This window comes from Mesorhizobium sp. KR1-2, from assembly GCF_040045035.1.
Classification (GTDB): Bacteria; Pseudomonadota; Alphaproteobacteria; order Rhizobiales; family Rhizobiaceae; genus Pseudaminobacter.
Map to the genome: position 1 here is coordinate 144,365 of NZ_JBDZDS010000007.1, position 15,472 is coordinate 159,836.

The 15,472-nt window shown below is 63.5% G+C and carries 11 protein-coding genes and 5 pseudogenes; 11 read left to right on the top strand and 5 right to left on the bottom strand.

Translation table 11 applies throughout. The features are described 5' to 3' along the window. The first annotated feature begins 30 nt into the window (after positions 1-30). The 7 genes and pseudogenes from ABLE85_RS15540 (at position 31) to ABLE85_RS15570 (ending at position 8,361) form a co-directional block, all read left to right on the top strand. Positions 31-1,068 carry a sugar ABC transporter substrate-binding protein gene (locus ABLE85_RS15540; RefSeq protein ID WP_348793621.1) on the top strand — a complete coding sequence of 346 codons (1,038 nt, stop codon included), beginning with the start codon at positions 31-33 and terminating at the stop codon, positions 1,066-1,068. Between the two features lie 78 nt (positions 1,069-1,146). Continuing rightward, positions 1,147-3,270: an SMP-30/gluconolactonase/LRE family protein gene (locus ABLE85_RS15545; RefSeq protein ID WP_348793622.1), complete on the top strand. Its 2,124-nt coding sequence runs from the start codon at positions 1,147-1,149 to the stop codon at positions 3,268-3,270. Then, positions 3,267-4,325: a hypothetical protein gene (locus ABLE85_RS15550; protein WP_348793623.1), complete on the top strand. Its 1,059-nt coding sequence runs from the start codon at positions 3,267-3,269 to the stop codon at positions 4,323-4,325. The genes ABLE85_RS15545 and ABLE85_RS15550 overlap by 4 nt, the downstream gene beginning before the upstream one ends. A 12-nt stretch (positions 4,326-4,337) precedes the next feature. After that, the gene (locus ABLE85_RS15555) at positions 4,338-5,852 is read left to right on the top strand and encodes a sugar ABC transporter ATP-binding protein (RefSeq protein ID WP_348793624.1); all 1,515 of its coding nucleotides are present in this window, start codon (positions 4,338-4,340) and stop codon (positions 5,850-5,852) included. Between the two features lie 57 nt (positions 5,853-5,909). Beyond that, positions 5,910-6,095 (top strand): annotated as a pseudogene (locus ABLE85_RS15560) (branched chain amino acid aminotransferase); the annotation flags it as partial. Continuing rightward, positions 6,091-6,312: pseudogene (locus ABLE85_RS15565) on the top strand (carboxymuconolactone decarboxylase family protein); the annotation flags it as partial. The pseudogenes ABLE85_RS15560 and ABLE85_RS15565, both read left to right, overlap by 5 nt. A gap of 486 nt (positions 6,313-6,798) precedes the next feature. Beyond that, positions 6,799-8,361 carry an FAD-dependent monooxygenase gene (locus tag ABLE85_RS15570; RefSeq protein ID WP_348793625.1) on the top strand — a complete coding sequence of 521 codons (1,563 nt, stop codon included), beginning with the start codon at positions 6,799-6,801 and terminating at the stop codon, positions 8,359-8,361. Positions 8,362-8,418: 57 nt separating this feature from the next. On the opposite strand, the gene ABLE85_RS15575 is transcribed toward ABLE85_RS15570, so the two are convergent. Then, positions 8,419-9,834, bottom strand: coding sequence for an aldehyde dehydrogenase family protein (locus ABLE85_RS15575; protein WP_348793626.1), 1,416 nt, complete (start codon positions 9,832-9,834; stop codon positions 8,419-8,421). A gap of 102 nt (positions 9,835-9,936) precedes the next feature. Between ABLE85_RS15575 and ABLE85_RS15580 the strand changes: the two genes are divergently transcribed. Further along, positions 9,937-10,848, top strand: a complete 912-nt coding sequence (locus ABLE85_RS15580; protein WP_348793627.1) for a LysR family transcriptional regulator — start codon at positions 9,937-9,939, stop codon at positions 10,846-10,848. 197 nt (positions 10,849-11,045) lie between these two features. Here the strand turns inward: ABLE85_RS15580 and ABLE85_RS15585 are convergent, their stop codons facing one another. Continuing rightward, positions 11,046-11,816: an isochorismatase family protein gene (locus ABLE85_RS15585; RefSeq protein ID WP_348793628.1), complete on the bottom strand. Its 771-nt coding sequence runs from the start codon at positions 11,814-11,816 to the stop codon at positions 11,046-11,048. Positions 11,817-11,951: 135 nt separating this feature from the next. Then, positions 11,952-12,191 (bottom strand): annotated as a pseudogene (locus ABLE85_RS15590) (LysR family transcriptional regulator); the annotation flags it as partial. Here ABLE85_RS15590 and ABLE85_RS15595 point away from each other — a divergent pair. Then, positions 12,154-12,330, top strand: a pseudogene (locus tag ABLE85_RS15595) (aldo/keto reductase); the annotation flags it as partial. The pseudogenes ABLE85_RS15590 and ABLE85_RS15595 overlap by 38 nt on opposite strands. 147 nt (positions 12,331-12,477) lie before the next feature. On the opposite strand, the gene ABLE85_RS15600 reads toward ABLE85_RS15595, so the two are convergent. Further along, the gene (locus ABLE85_RS15600) at positions 12,478-13,158 is read right to left on the bottom strand and encodes an alpha/beta hydrolase (protein ID WP_348793629.1); all 681 of its coding nucleotides are present in this window, start codon (positions 13,156-13,158) and stop codon (positions 12,478-12,480) included. A 317-nt stretch (positions 13,159-13,475) separates the two neighbouring features. Between ABLE85_RS15600 and ABLE85_RS15605 the strand changes: the two are divergent. Beyond that, positions 13,476-13,598, top strand: a pseudogene (locus ABLE85_RS15605) (IS6 family transposase); the annotation flags it as partial. Between the two features lie 131 nt (positions 13,599-13,729). On the opposite strand, the gene ABLE85_RS15610 reads toward ABLE85_RS15605, so the two are convergent. After that, the gene (locus tag ABLE85_RS15610) at positions 13,730-13,936 is read right to left on the bottom strand and encodes a DUF1403 family protein (protein ID WP_348793630.1); all 207 of its coding nucleotides are present in this window, start codon (positions 13,934-13,936) and stop codon (positions 13,730-13,732) included. Positions 13,937-14,137: 201 nt separating this feature from the next. Between ABLE85_RS15610 and ABLE85_RS15615 the strand changes: the two genes are divergently transcribed. Next, entirely contained in the window at positions 14,138-15,460 is a 1,323-nt protein-coding gene (locus tag ABLE85_RS15615) for a site-specific integrase (RefSeq protein WP_348793631.1), read from the top strand. Positions 15,461-15,472: the final 12 nt, after the last annotated feature.

The following is a 15,472-nucleotide window of genomic DNA, read 5'->3' on the forward strand; positions in this document are numbered from 1 at the left end:
CAATAAGGACGTCAAACCGGAGAATGTGACATGAAGATCGTGAAAGCCCTGTTGACGGCGGCCACTGCGCTTGCTGTTTCCGCATTCGCCGCAACCTCCTTCGCCGAGGGTGTGGCCGAGGACCCGGGCCCTGCCGCTTATGCCAACTCCATGAATGGCAAGCGGGTGATGCTGGTGCCACTGGCCATGGGATTCGACCTGGCGCAGGGCTGGGCGCATTATCTCAAGAAGGAGGTTGAAGCCTGGGGCGGCACTTTCGAGACGCGCGATCCGAATTGGGTCGTCGATGCGGGCGCCCAAGCGATCACAGATGCAATCACCTCCGATGCCCGGCCAGATGTGCTGATCATCCATTCGCCGGATCTCAACTCCTATTCCAAGCTGATGAAGAAGGCTCAGGCCGCCGGCACCTACGTGATCCTGATCGACAATCCGGCGAACTTCCCCGCCGATGCCTTCGTTGGCTCCGACTGGGACCGCCTCGGCCAGCTTGAAGCGGAAGCCGTCATCAAGGGCTGCGGCGAGAACTCGTCCAAGAAGATCGGGCTGGTGCAGGGGGACCAGGCCAATGCGTCGAGCCTCTATCAGTATGCCGGCATCATGAAGGTGCTGGAAAAGAATCCCGATTTCCAGGTCGTGGCCAAGCCGGACTCCAACTGGGACGCCACCACTTCGCGCAACGTGACCACGACGATGCTGCAGCAGCATCCCGACATCTGCGGCATCATCGACTTCTGGGACGGCGACGCCACCGGCGCTTCGGCCGCCATCCGCGATGCCAAGCTCGACGGCAAGGTATTCCTGGTGACCACCGGCGGCGGCGAAAAGGCGGCCGATTGCGACAAGCTCGAGGACGGCACCTACGGCGCGGTGGTGATGACCGATCTCGCCCGCCAGTCGGCGGACATCAACGCCATCATCAAGTTCCTGCTGCAGAGTGGTCAGCCGGCCGGCACTTCCCACACCTATATCTATACGCTGGAAAAGGCGACCACGAAGGCCGACCTGAAACCCGACACCTGCTGGGACCTGAAGGCCTTGCAGGCGGAGGCAGCCGCCGCGAACTAGGCGCCCGCGTCAGAAGCAACGTCAGGTGGCCGGGCTGACCGGCCACCCTCCATTCCAAAGCAGAAACAAGCAGCAACGATGTCCTTTCGCGAACGCTGGCACGCCTGGCGCTACAACCGGATTCCCGACCATATCGTCGGCGAGATTCTGACCAAGCGCTGGACCGACAATGCCATCCCCTTCCTGGCCCTGGTGGTGGTGCTGGCGATCTTCGGATCGGCGATCCCCGGCTTCTTCAAGCCGGCGGCCTTGCAGGCGACGACCCGCCAGCTCGGCGAGTTCTCGCTGGTCGTCACCGGCGTGACCGTGGTGATGCTGGGCGGCGGCATCGACCTTTCGGTGGCGGCGATCTTCGGCCTGTCCTGCTTCGCGTCCGTCTTCGTGTTTTTCATCCTCGACCAGTCGATCTGGCTGGCGCTGGCGGCGTCGCTTCTCACCGGGCTCGCCTTCGGCGCCGTCAACGGCTATCTGGTCGGGTATCTGAGATTGCGCGCCTTCCTTACCACGCTGGTCACCCTGATCTTCGGCCGCGCCCTCTTCGACATATTGGTGACCGCCTATGCCGCACGGGTGCAACTGTCCGACGCCGCCTCGCCGGTGCTCGACTATATCGGCGACGGCACCTTCCTCGGCCTGGCGATCTCGGTCTGGGTGGCCGTCATCTTCGCCGCGGTCGTCCATATCGCATTGACGCGCTCGCGGCCGGGCTGGCACGTGCTAGCCGTCGGCGGCTCCCGCCGCTCGGCGCACAATGCCGGCATCCGGGTGCGCCGGACCGTGTTCTTCACCTATGTGTTTTCCGGATTCTGCGCCGCGGTGGGCGGCTTCTTCGTCGCCTGCCGGCTCTCCGCCGCGGGACCGGGCACGGGCCAGAACCTGGAGATCATGGCGCTGACAGCGGCCGTGGTCGGCGGGGTGAGCCTCGGCGGCGGGCGCGGCTCGGTGGTCAAGGGCATCATGGGCGCCATCATCGTGCTGGTGATGACCAACGGCCTGATCCGGCTGGGCTACGGCACCGGCACCACGCAGATGGTTCTCGGCCTGCTGCTGGCGGTCGCCGTCACCGTCGACATCCGCTGGCTCAAGAACCGCCACAAGGTGCTGAACGAGGTCTATGTCGCTCCGGTCTATCTCAAGATGGGCGGGGCCCAGTCGGCTGCACCGGGCTCCAAGACCCCCTACGAGCTGGACAATCGCCTTTCGGAGACCGACCACATCGGCATCGGCGAGCTGGAAGGCCCCGAGGACGTCATCCTCGACCGCGACGACCATCTTTATTGCGGCACGCGCCACGGCGAGATCGTGCGCTTCCTGGCGCCTGACTACAAGCGCTCGGAAGTGTTCGCCCACGTCGGCGGCTTCCCGCTCGGGCTGGCCTTCGACCGCGAGAGCAACCTGATCTCCTGCGTCGGCGCCATGGGGCTCTACTCCATCTCGCCCGACCGCAAGGTCACCAAGCTCTCGGCCGAAACGGCGCGCTCCTGGAGCTCCGTGGTGGACGACGCGCGCCTGCGCGACCCCAACGACTGCGACATCGCGCCGGACGGCCGCATCTATTTCACGGATTCGACCAAGCGCTACGACGCGCACGACTGGGCGCTCGATTCCATCGAGAACCGGCCGACCGGCCGCCTTCTGGTCTACGACCCGAAGGACGGCTCGACGAAGACGCTACTCGACGGCTACCGCTACACCAACGGCGTGTGCATGGCGCATGACGGCAAGTCGCTGTTCTTCGCCGAGAGCTGGGCCTGCCGCGTGCATCGCTACTGGCTGGAAGGGCCGAAGGCCGGCACGGCCGAATGCGTCATCAAGGACATGCCGGGCTATCCCGATAACATCAACCGCGCATCGGACGGCGGTTACTGGATGGCGTGGCTGGGCATGCGCACACCGAGCTTCGACCTGTCGCTGCGCCATCCCGACATGCGCAAGCGCATGACGCGCCGCCTGCCGCAGGACGATTGGCTGTTTCCCAACATCAACACCGGCGGCGTCGTCAAGTTCGACGAGAACGGGCGCATCCTCGACACGCTCGGCGACCTTTCCGGCGCGTCCCATCCGATGGTGACATCGATGCGCGAGCACAAGGGCTATCTGTTCGTGGGCGGTATCCTCAATAACCGCATCGGCCGCTATCGCATACCCGACACTGACGAGAGCTGGACCGGCATGACCTCCTATTGGGGAGGCGCGAAATGATCCTCGATCCCGTCCTCGACCTCTTCCGCGGCAAGGCCGTCACCATTCCGCCGCTGGACGGCGCCTTCAGGCCCAATACGCGGCTGGACGATACGCCTTCGGCAACGCCGCTTGCGGAGGCCGACAACCTGGCCGCATCGCCTGACGGACTGATGGCCAGCAGCGGCAATACGCTCTACCGGATCGAGGCAGGAAAGGCCCCCGCGCCTCTGCGCAGCTTCGACGCGCCGATCACCGCCGCTGCCGCCTCGCCGCTCGGCGAGCTTGCGGTCGCGCTCGAGACGGGCAGGCTCCACATCGGGGGCCATGAGGAACAGGCCGGGCCGGATTTGCGCTGCGTCACCGCGCTTGCCTATGCGCCAGACGGAACGCTCTGGCTCGCGAACGGCTCGGCCGAGCGCGCACCGTCGCAGTGGTCGGAAGACCTGTTGCGGCACGGAGCATCCGGCTCGGTCTGGAAACGGCCAGCCGGCGCAGGCGGTTTCGAGCGCGTAGCACAAGGACTGGCCTTTCCCTACGGCCTGCTGCCCGTCGACGGCGGCATCGTGCTCTCGGAAAGCTGGCGGCACAGACTGGTACGCGTCGCGGGCGCCGAGCGCGCCGTATTGCTGGACAAGCTTCCCGGCTATCCGGCTCGCCTCGCGCCGGCGCCGGGCGGCGGCGCATGGCTCAGCCTGTTCGCCCCGCGCAATCGGTTGATCGAATTCGTGCTGCAGGAACAGCACTATCGCGCCGACATGCTGGAACAGGTGCCGGCTCCCTACTGGATCGCGCCGGCGCTCTCCTCGGGGCGCAGCTTCATGGAGCCGCTCCAGTGCGGTGGCATCAAGACCATGGGCGTGCACAAGCCCTGGTCGCCCAGCCGCTCCTACGGGCTGGTCGTGCGGCTGGACGCGAAGATGCAGCCGCTGTTCAGCCTGCACAGCCGCGCCAACGGAAACCGGCACGGCGTATGCAGCGCCGTCGAGCAGGGCGGGCGCCTCTGGGTCGCCTCCAAAGGCGGCGATTGCGTCCTCGACATCGACCTCACGGAACTTGCGAGGGAGGCACGCTGAATGGAAGCTCCCATGTCTGATGCGCTCGCTGCCGACGTAATCGTGCGGCTGGAAGCTGTCACGAAAGCCTATCGTGGCGTGCCTGCCGTCAGCAAAGTCGATTTCGAATTGCGGCGCGGCGAGATCCATGCGCTGCTGGGCGAGAACGGCGCCGGAAAGTCCACCCTTACCAAGATGATCGCTGGGGTGGTCGAGCCGACATCCGGCCGCATCTTCCACAAGGGCAAGGAAGCGCACTTCGCCTCGCCAAACGACGCGCTCGGCGCCGGCATCGCCATGGTGTTCCAGGAGACGAGCCTGGTGCCGTCAATGACGGTCGCGCAGAATCTCTATCTCGGCTCGGAAAAGTTCCTGAACCGGCTGCGCGGCATCTACATCTCGGCGCAGCAGTTCCTCCAATCGCTGAACTTCCCGGTCGACCCCGCCGCGATGGTGGAAACGCTGGGTGCGGCCAAGCGGCAGATGGTGGAGATCGCACGTGCTGTCCACCACAACGCCGAAGTCATCATCTTCGACGAGCCCACCGCTACCCTAACGCCCGAGGAAAAGCGCCACTTCTTCGCGCTCGTGCGCCGGCTCAAGGCCGCAGGGACCTCCATCGTTTTCATCAGCCATGCGTTGGAAGAGGCGCTGATGCTCTCCGACCGCATCACGGTATTGCGCGACGGCGAACTCGTGGCGAGCGGGCCGGTGGCGAATTTCGACCGGGATTCGATCATCGCCGCCATGGTCGGCCGCACGCTTTCGGGCGAGTTGTACCAGCACCGCGACGAAACCGCCCTGCGCAAGCCCGGCCGCAAGATGCTGTCGGTGCAGGATGTGTCGATGAGCAAGATCGTGCGCAACAACTCGTTCTCGATCTTCGACGGCCAGATCATGGGCGTGTTCGGCCTGATAGGCTCGGGCCGCACCGAAACCTTCAAGATCGTCTCGGGCATCTACAAACGCGACTTCCTCCGCGGTGGCGCCATCGAACTCGACGGCGAGCCGGTGCGCTACTACGTGCCCCGCGAAGCGGTGAAGGACGGCATCGTCTACATCTCCGAGGATCGCAAGAGCGAGGGCTTCTTCGAGACCATGTCGATCTCAAAGAACCTGTTCGGCGGCCTGCTGGCCGGTGGCAAGGAAAAGTCGGCGATCATCAGCATGAAGGAGATGCAGGCTCTTTCAGCCGATTGGACGAGCAGGTTGAACATCCGCGCCATCAACGACAATGCGCGGGTGGTGGAGCTTTCCGGCGGCAACCAGCAGAAGGTGGTGATCGGAAAGGGGCTGGTTCAGCAGCCGCGGCTCGTCATCTTCGACGAACCTACGCGCGGCGTGGATGTGGGCGCCATCGCAGAAATCCACCAGACCATTCGCAAGCTGGCCGATGACGGTCTCGCCGTCGTGGTCATCTCCTCCTACCTGCCCGAGATCATGAATCTCTCCGACCGCATACTGGTGTGCCGGCAAGGTCGCATCGTGGAGGAGTTCTCGCCCGCCGAAGCGACCGAGGAAAAGATCATGTATGCCGCCGTGCACTGACCCCGGCTGGCAGACGAATACGACGGAATTGAAAGGAAATACGATGACGGCTCCACGCGCGAGGCCAGCGTGACGGTGCACGAGATCACCCTGTCGGTGGACGATTTCCGCGAGGCCGACGAGATCTTCTGCACCGGCAACATGAGCAAGGTGTTGCCGATCTTCGCCTTCGACGACAGGAAGCTGGAATTCGGGCCGATCGCCAAACGCGCGCGCGCCCTCTACTGGGACTGGGCGCGCGCTCGACCCCCTGGTGCGCGAGATGATCTACATAGCGGTCTCGACCGCCAATGGCTGCCAGTATTGCATCCATTCGCACACGGCTTCGGCACGCGCCAAGGGCATGACCGACGCGCAGCAGGCCGAGCTGGGTTCCGTCATGGGGCTCGCCGCCCAGACCAACCACATCGTGACGGCCCTGCAAATCCCCGTCGATCCGGCCTTCGACGTCAAGAGCTGAAGGAGACGGCAACGAGCAAGGGATCTCTCAGCGATTGGCTGAGCGGCCGGGAATGCGGCCAGGATGCCAAAAGCTCTTGCGAGTAGGTTTTCGTGGGCGCATCGAAAAGCTCGCCGGTCCTGCCGCCTTCGACGATCTCTGCCTGATGCATGGCAAATTGCGTTTTCGGCGACACTCGTTGCGGTGACGAACAGCTTCAGAGGCTATCGAAGTCCAGGAACGACTCGCCGGCTGACGCATTTCCAAACAGCACCGCCGCTTGATTGAGGGAATGCTGGCTAATGAGGCTGCCCACATAGCGCCGCTCCACGGATCGGTTCCACCCCTGCTTTACGACGGCATCGAGCGCATCGCTTCCCACCTGACGTAAGGGGCTTGTCGGACCTAGGCCACGGCATAACCCTGTTTGCCGGCGGCGATGCCATCGGCGAAATGGTGGCGATCCGCGCCCGCTGAAGTCGGAAACCAAACCTGACCGGGAGCACCATGACACATAGCGACGTTTTGATTGTCGGCGCCGGGCCTACAGGTCTGGTGCTGGCACTGTGGCTAACCAAGCTCGGCGCCACGGTCCGCATCATCGACAAGGCCGCCGAGCCGGGGACCACTTCGCGCGCCCTTGCCGTTCATGCGCGCACGTTGGAACTTTACCGCCAGCTCGACCTGGCGGACGCCGTCATCGAGAAAGGTCACAAAGTACCCGCGGTAGGCCTTTGGGTAGAGGGTAAAAGGAAAGCACGCGTGTCATTTGAGGATGTGGGGGCCGATGTTACGCCCTATCCTTTCTTGCACATCTTCCCACAGGACGAACATGAGCGGCTCCTGATCACGCGACTGGAAGCACTGGGCGTTTCTGTTGAGCGGCGAACGGAGCTGATGGACTACAGCGATAACGGTTCCGGTATCGTAGCGCGGCTGCGCGGACCCAGCGGCCTGGAAACACGCTGCGAAGCAGCCTACATCGCTGGCGCCGATGGCGCGCACTCTCTGGTGCGCCAGGTCATGGGCACAGGATTTCCCGGGGGAACCTACAAGCAGGTCTTTTACGTCGCCGATGTCGAAGCTTCGGGCCAGGCGATCAATGGCGATCTTGCCGTCGATCTCGATGAAGCCGATTTCCTGGCCGTCTTTCCGCTGGCGGTCGAAAAGCGTGTCCGGCTTGTCGGCACGGTCAGAGACGAGCGTGCCGAACATGCCGATACGCTTAAGTTCGATGACATCAGCGACCGTGCCATTCAAAAGCTCAAGCTCAATGTCGAGAAGGTGAACTGGTTCTCGACCTATCGTGTGCATCACCGCGTGACCGAGCATTTTCGCAAGGGTCGCGCTTTTCTGCTCGGGGACGCCGCGCATATTCATAGCCCCGTCGGCGGTCAGGGAATGAACACCGGCATTGGCGATGCAATCAATTTGGCCTGGAAGCTAAAAACGGTGCTGGAGGGCCGTGCAAACGACGCTCTCTTGAACAGTTACGAGGCAGAGCGCCAGCCTTTTGCCAGGAGGCTGGTCAATACCACCGACCGTGCATTCACGCTTGTGACTGCGGAAGGCAAGTTCGCCGATTTCGTGCGTACACGCGTCGTCCCTGTGGTGTTTCCCGCTGCGGCGAAGTTTGAGGCCTGGCGCGAATGGATGTTCCGTACAGTATCGCAGGTCATGATCAATTATCGCGGCAGCCCCATCAGCAGCGGAGCGATTGGTGAGGTGCATGGTGGGGATCGCCTACCCTGGGTTTCGATAGGCGGCGTCGACAATTATCGGCCGCTGTCCGCAATGAGCTGGCAGGTCCACGTTTACGGGGCCGCCAGCAACGACCTCACATCATGGTGCGCGCAACGCAACGTGCCACTGCACACCTTCGAATGGCAATCAACATACGAAGAGGCCGGCTTGGCTCGCGATGCAATGTATTTGCTTAGACCCGATACATACGTAGCTCTCGCACATAAAGCAGGTGATCCCGAGGCCCTGGATCAATATTTCACCGCGAGGGGAATACTACCCGGGCGGAACGATCAGGGATTTCCTGCTCCATATGCGCGGCGGTAACAGCCACAAAGATCCACGCGGTTGCGCTCCCCGTGCGGCACGGGGAGCGCAAGGCAATCACGCGATGATTGCGTGGGGTTCGAGGAAGGCTTCCAGCCCGAACGGGCCGAACTCACGGCCGACGCCCGATTGCTTGAACCCGCCGAAGGGCGCGAGCGGTTCGTGCGGCGCACCGTTGATTGTGACGCGGCCTGCTTCGATCTGCCCGGCAACCCGCCGCGCGCTTTCCGGATCGGACGACTGGACATAGGCGGCCAGCCCATAATCCGTATCGTTGGCGATCGCGATCGCCTCGGCTTCGTCGCGATAGGGGATCACGCAGAGCACCGGACCGAATATTTCCTCGCGCGCAATCCGCATGTCGTTGGTGACACCGGTGAAAATGGTCGGGCGGACGAACCAGCCCCGATCGAGATGATCCGGCCGCCCTTCCCCGCCGGTAAGCAAGGTGGCCCCCTCCTCCAGTCCAAGGCGAATATACGACTGGACGCGCTCCCATTGTTTCAGGCTCACCATCGGGCCGATCTGGACAGCCGGATCAGTGGCCGGGCCGACCTTGAGCGCCTCCGCCCCCGCCTTCAGCCGCCCAAGAATTTCGTCGAGTCGGTCTTCGGGAGCGAGGATGCGGGTGCCGTCGATGCACGCTTGCCCGCTGTTGCCAAAACCCGTCATCAACACCTGCGGGATCGCGTGATCCAGATCGGCGTCGCTAAGGATGATGGTCGGGCTCTTACCGCCCAGTTCCAGCGTCACGCGCTTGATCGTCCGTGCCCCCGCCGCGAGGATCGCCCGGCCGGTGGCAGTGGAGCCGGTAAAGCTGATCTTGGCGATGTCCGGGTGCGCGCTGAGCGCCGAGCCGGCCACCGCGCCGGTGCCGTTGACAATGTTGAGCACGCCGCGCGGCAGCTCGGCCTCGTGAAGACATTCGGCGAGAAGCTGCGTCTGGAGCGCACTCATCTCCGAGGGCTTGATGACGATCGTGGTGCCGGCGGCGATCGCGGTGGCGAGCTTGGAGCAGATGAAGCCATAATTGCTGTTCCATGGCGTGATCGCGGCGGCGACGCCGGACGGACGCATCTCCACCTCGGCGCGGCCGATGGTGCGGCGGAATTCGTAGCTTTCGAGCGTCTCCGCCATGTCGAGGAACACCGACGCCGCATGTTGCACGGCGAAACCAGTGAAATAGCCCGGCGCGCCATATTCCTCGGCCATCGTCGCGACGAGATCGGCCGCGCGCGCGGCGACGGCGGCGGAAAGCCTTTTCAGCATGGCGATGCGTTCGGCCTTCGACGTGCGCGACATGGCCGGGAAAGCGCGCCTGGCAGCAATGACGGCGGCATCCACGTCTCGCGCATCGCCGAGGCGGACGGCGCCGATCTGCTCCTCGGTCGCGGGGTTGAACAAGGGCGAGCGTTCGTCGCCCAGCGGCGTGACGAAAGCGCCGTCGACATAGATCGTATCGATATTGCGCATGGGAGGCTCCGTATTTGAAGATCAACGGAGTGTCATATGACGCACGTCAATTGATCTGATAAGAAGGTCAAACTTGGACAATCTGATGAGAAATATCGCGCAATGGCGAAGGCAAGCCTGATTGAACTGGAAGCGGCCATGGCTGTCGCGCGGGCTGGCGGGTTCCGGGCGGCAGCGCGGGAGCTTGGCATGTCCTCCTCCGCACTCAGCCACGCAATAGCGGCGCTCGAGGAAAGGCTCGGCGTGCGCCTGTTCAACCGGACAACACGCAGCGTCGCTCTCTCGCCCGAAGGCGAGCGCTTCGTGGCGGAGATCGCGCCGGCGCTCGCAGCGATTGATGGCGCGATCGAACATGCCGGCGAGCACGGCGCGGAGCCTTCCGGCACGCTGCGCATCAACACCTCGCTCGGCGCGGCGCGGATGTTGTTGACGCCGCTGTTTCTCGAATATGCCCGCCGCTATCCGCGCGTGGAGCTGGAAATCGTCACCGAGGGCGCACTGGTCGATGTGATCGGCCAAGGCTTCGACGCGGGCATAAGGCTAGCCGAGGCCGTGCCGCCGGATATGATCGCGGTGCCGATCCTGCCGGAGATCCGCTCGCTGGTGGTCGGCGCACCCGCCTACTTCGAGGCGTGGGGCGTGCCCAAGGTGCCGACCGACCTCAACCGCCACCGCTGCATCCGCGCGCGTATGGCGAGTGGCAAGCTCTATCGCTGGGAATTCGAGCGCCGGGGAGAGACCATGCTGATCGACGTGCCCGGCGCACTGACGCTCGACGAAAGCAGCCTGATGGTGGAGGCAGCACTGGCCGGGGTCGGACTGACCTATCTCGCCGAGCCGGTCGTCGCAGAGCATATTGCTGCGGGCCGGCTGATGGCGCTGCTGGAGGACTGGACGCCGCCCTATCCTGGGCCATGCCTCTACTTCGCGGGACGTCGGCACATACCGTCACGGCTCCGCGCGCTGATTGATCTCATCCGGTCGCGGCCTTTCAGCGGCGGTAAGGTGCTTTGACGAAGCCCTTGGGCCTCTCCGGCGCTCGTTAGCAGGTCACAGGCGCGATCGCATCAAGCATCCGCTCACTCTGTCACCCCCGAAATCGCAGCGTCTCCACCAGGAGAGTGAATGCGTTCGAAGCATGCCTCCCCCGCTATTCGCCGTAAGCGTTTCGAAACCCGCCGCTATAGCAAGCGCGGGCGAGTCGCGGCTGATCATTTGCCGTAGGCGTGAGCGATCTGACCGACAAGCTTGGCCCACGGCATATCCATCGCGCCGTAGACTTCGCCGGCTTCCGGCCGCGCGTTGTCCTTCAGTATCTCGACCATGAGGGTGGCGTAATCCGACAGAACGACGCCGGCCTGAGCCATGCGAAGAAGACCCGCCTGACGCTTCGTCTCGCTGAAGGTGCCGGAAGCATCGACAGCCACATAGGCGTCCAGTCCCTTACCGATGGCGGTAATCGCCGGCAGCGCGGCGCACACTTCGAGCGATATGCCGGCGAAGATCAGCTTCTTGCGACCAGTGGCTTCGATTGCGCGAGCCACGTGGGCATCGTCGCATGCGTTGACCGACGACCGATCGATGATCGTGACCCCCGGCAACGCCTCGACCAACTCAGGGAAGGTCGGCCCCCCCATACTGTCCCGCGCCGTGGTCGTCACGACGATCGGGAGCTTGAGCGCCTTGGCCGCTTTGGCCAGCGCGACGACGTTGTGCTTGAGCTCGCCCGTCGAGATGTCGCGCACGCCCGTCATGAGGCCAACCTGATGATCGACCAGGACAAGCGCGGCGTTTTCCGAGGTGAGGGGCTCATATGGACGGTTTTGACCAGACATTTCATCCTCCTGAGGTTCGGACATCTGGATTTCGGCGGCTGGCGAGGGAGCGGCGCCAAACATGATTGCTGCGGCCCTGACTACGGTTGCCTGCAAGAACTGTCGACATTCCATGAAACCACCTTGCATTGCCGAAGCAGTTATCATTGGGCTTTCAGGTCTGAAGTGGCGCCAACACTATCAAAGTATCGTCTGGCCGGTGGGGCGGAAAGCCGGCACTATACGAACTCAGCGTCCAATCATTTGGATGGTGAGGTGGCCTGTGATTGACCTCAACGCATGCAACATCGACACCGCATGCCGATAGAAATCTTGGCCGGCGTCCGTCATGCTGAAGTGGCGCGACGTTCGGTTGAGGAGGTGGACGCCGAGATTGGCCTCGAGCTCCTGCATACGATGGCTCAGCGTCGATTTGGGAACCCGGGGCACCCGGCCGGCCGCGGTGAAACCGCCGCGATCCACAACCTGCACGAAATAGTAGAAGGCAACGCCGCTGCAAGTGGCCCTTGCCTGGCTCCTCAGACGCGCACCCAATGTCCTGTTGATCCCCGGCACTTCCTCGCGTGTCCATCTGCGGGAAAATCTGGCCGCGGCCGATATCGAACTGCCGCCCGACGCGATGGACGAACTCGACGGCATCGCGGCTGCCAAGGCCGGCTGACAGCAAAAAACCATGAGAGCGCGGCCGCAGGACTGCCGCGCTTCCTTCCCCAAAGGTTCTGTTAGCGGCTTGCGGAGGTAGAGGGACCGCATCGCGACGGTCTCTCCCATGTCCATTCAGCCCCCCGATCAACAGCCGCGGGCAGCTCTACTGAACCGCGTTTGCGGCCTTACGGATCACGTCAAGGACGAAGCTGGGGTTGGAAAGCATTGGAACGTGGCTGCTCTCGGTTTCGAAAGTGGCGGCTCCCATTCGCTTTGCCGCGAAGCGTTCCAGATCGGGATGGACGGTATGGTCGTTGGCGGCCACGATGAACCAGCTCGGCTTTGTCTTCCATGCCGTGCCTTCGGCCTTCTGGGTGAACAGGTCCGGCACTGGCACACCCTGCGTCGCATAGACGAGCTTCTGCTCCGCCTCGGGCAGGTCTCCCGCGAAGTAAGGAACTCCGCTGGCCTTGAGCCAAATGCGTCCGTCAGTCACCTCGATATGCGCAAACACATCCGTCACCGGGAATTTTGCCTGCTGGCTTTGCGAAGTCTCGTCGTCATCTGGGGCCAAGGCCGCGATATAGACCAGCCCGACGACGCGCGGATCAGTCCCGGCGTGCGTGATGAGTGTACCGCCATAGGAATGCCCGACCAGGATTACCGGGCTGCTGACCCGGTCTAGGCAAGCCTTCACGGCGGCGACGTCGCTCGCAAGCGAGTCGAGGCCGTGCTGTGATGCCATCACTTCGTGACCCTCGGCCTGCAGCGTTGGGATCAATTTGCTGAAGCACGAGCCGTCGGCCCACAAGCCATGAGCGAAAACGATACTTGGTTTAGCCACTGTCGTCTCCTTTGATTGGTGGGAACTGCTTCTGACGTGATGATGTGCGACCTGTCATGCTTCTCGAGGCCAATTCAGATGTTCAGGCTAGGAAGGGTCTGCGACGAGGCGCGTCATTCGACAATGTCGAGACTGCCGTCGTTCCATCGAATTCTCCGAAACGCCGGATAGGCTGGCCAGTTCCAACGCAACGCGGTCGATGCTCTCCGGTACAGCCTCGAATGGCCAGTTCGGAGAACCGTCATCAATGTTGGCAACTGAACATGCAGCGAGGAAACCAAGGCTGTCAGCTTTGGATGAATTGGGTCAGTTTCGGGGCGGAGAATTCCGATCCGCCGATCCGCCGAAGAGAACGGATCATGAAACGTTTCAAGTCAGCAAGTCGGCTTCAGCGCTTCGTCTCCATCCACGATCCAATCGCCAACCTCTTCCACCTTCCCGCCATGACATGGCATCTCAGCACCATCCCGAGCTGCGGGAAACAGCGATGCGCATGTGGAATCACGTCGCTCGCCTCCAAGCCGCTTGAACACCAGCCGGCCGCTCAGTTCTCGACCAACACGAATTAAGTTTACAGTACCCATTTCAAAGCCAAGCGTCGGCGCCAGGCGCCAGCCCAGGCCGGGTTTGCGCGCACCAGATTGTCCAGCTCATGCAGCGCCGCCCCGGCGGCAAACGCGGCCTCGGCGGCGTCGGTGACCGGCCCGCGCGGGCGCGCCCAGCCAGGCACGGCGGGCGGCTGCAGAGTGGTGGCAAGTGCCGGATCGGATCCCCTCATGCGTGGGCATTTTAAATGCGTCGTGCGGAAATCACCAGTTGCTGTCCACCAAAACGCACAGCTTGTCTTGCTAACACAATGAGCGATAATGCCGGCTTATCATTCCTCTTGCCAACATCCTCGCAAATCGCCATTCTCGGTGCCCAAATCGCTAAAAACCGCCGCCCCATCGATCAGCTCGAGCACAGGAAGCGTTACCAGATGTCCCCCGACCACCCGTTCGAGGCCGAGGCTACCAGTTCCGATGATCTGCCGGACATCATCGACATCGTCACGGCGATGGGGCGGTCTATTGAAGCCGATGGAGCCTTGGCGAGCCGGACCGGCGCGACGGCTGAGCTTGGTGGCAACGGCAGCGCCGATGGTGACCTTGGCGATAGGGAACGCGACAAAAGCGCTGGCGGTCGGCCTATGCACGGCGCCGGCTGGGCAACCGACGGCGAGGGGAGGAGGCGACCGGATCAATCGGTCGATCCTGCCGAGCTTGCTTCCACCCCTGCCCTCCCAGTTGTCGGGGAGCCGGCATCCGGCCGCCTGCCCGGCCATCTCGACCAATTGGCGAACCGCGCGCGTGGCTATGTTGAGGCGGCAAGCTCGGCCAATACGCGCCGCGCCTATGCCTCCGACTGGAAACATTTTTCGAGCTGGTGCCGCCGGCAGGGTCTCGCGCCACTGCCCCCGGACCCGCAGCTTGTCGGCCTCTACATCACCGCTTGCGCCTCCGGCACCGCCACCGGCGACAAAAAGCCGAATTCGGTCTCAACCATCGAGCGCCGGCTGTCGTCGCTAACCTGGAATTTTGCCCAGCGCGGGCAACCGCTCGACCGCAAGGACCGCCACGTCGCCACGGTCATGGCGGGCATCCGCAACACCCACGCCGCCCCGCCCCGGCAGAAGGAAGCGATCCTGCCGGAAGATCTGATCGCCATGCTGGAAACGCTTCCCCGGGGCGAGTTGCGCGGCCTGCGCGACCGCGCCATGCTGCTTCTCGGCTTTGCCGGGGCATTGCGCCGCTCCGAGATCATCGGCCTCGACTGCGGCCGTGACCAGACCGAAGACGGCCGCGGCTGGGTCGAGATCCTCGACAAGGGCCTTCTCGTCACGCTGCGCGGCAAGACCGGCTGGCGCGAGGTCGAGATTGGCCGCGGCTCTTCCGACGCCACCTGCCCTGTCGTCGCCCTGCAAACCTGGCTCAAGCTGGCGAAAATCGGCCACGGTCCACTGTTCCGGCGGGTAACCGGTCAGGGCAAGGCCGTCAGGCCAGATCGGCTGACCGATCAGCAGGTCGCCCGTCTGGTCAAGAAGACCGCATTGGCGGCCGGCGTTCGCGGAGACCTGGCGGAGGGCGAGCGGGTACAAAAATTTGCCGGTCACTCGCTGCGGGCCGGCCTCGCCTCCTCGGCCGAAGTCGACGAGCGCTACGTGCAAAAGCAGCTCGGCCATGCGAGCGCCGAAATGACACGCAAATATCAGCGCCGCCGCGACCGCTTTCGCGTCAATCTCACCAAAGCGGCGGGCCTATGAATTTCCATGGCC

Bases quoted from the DNA above. Each gene is read 5' to 3' on its own strand.
- ABLE85_RS15550 (WP_348793623.1), top strand. From the start codon at position 3,267: ATGATCCTCGATCCCGTCCTCGACCTCTTCCGCGGCAAGGCCGTCACC.
- ABLE85_RS15575 (WP_348793626.1), bottom strand. From the start codon at position 9,834: ATGCGCAATATCGATACGATCTATGTCGACGGCGCTTTCGTCACGCCG.
- ABLE85_RS15570 (WP_348793625.1), top strand. From the start codon at position 6,799: ATGACACATAGCGACGTTTTGATTGTCGGCGCCGGGCCTACAGGTCTG.
- ABLE85_RS15585 (WP_348793628.1), bottom strand. From the start codon at position 11,816: ATGATAACTGCTTCGGCAATGCAAGGTGGTTTCATGGAATGTCGACAG.
- ABLE85_RS15540 (WP_348793621.1), top strand. From the start codon at position 31: ATGAAGATCGTGAAAGCCCTGTTGACGGCGGCCACTGCGCTTGCTGTT.
- ABLE85_RS15615 (WP_348793631.1), top strand. From the start codon at position 14,138: ATGTCCCCCGACCACCCGTTCGAGGCCGAGGCTACCAGTTCCGATGAT.
- ABLE85_RS15555 (WP_348793624.1), top strand. From the start codon at position 4,338: ATGTCTGATGCGCTCGCTGCCGACGTAATCGTGCGGCTGGAAGCTGTC.
- ABLE85_RS15580 (WP_348793627.1), top strand. From the start codon at position 9,937: ATGGCGAAGGCAAGCCTGATTGAACTGGAAGCGGCCATGGCTGTCGCG.
- ABLE85_RS15610 (WP_348793630.1), bottom strand. From the start codon at position 13,936: ATGAGGGGATCCGATCCGGCACTTGCCACCACTCTGCAGCCGCCCGCC.
- ABLE85_RS15545 (WP_348793622.1), top strand. From the start codon at position 1,147: ATGTCCTTTCGCGAACGCTGGCACGCCTGGCGCTACAACCGGATTCCC.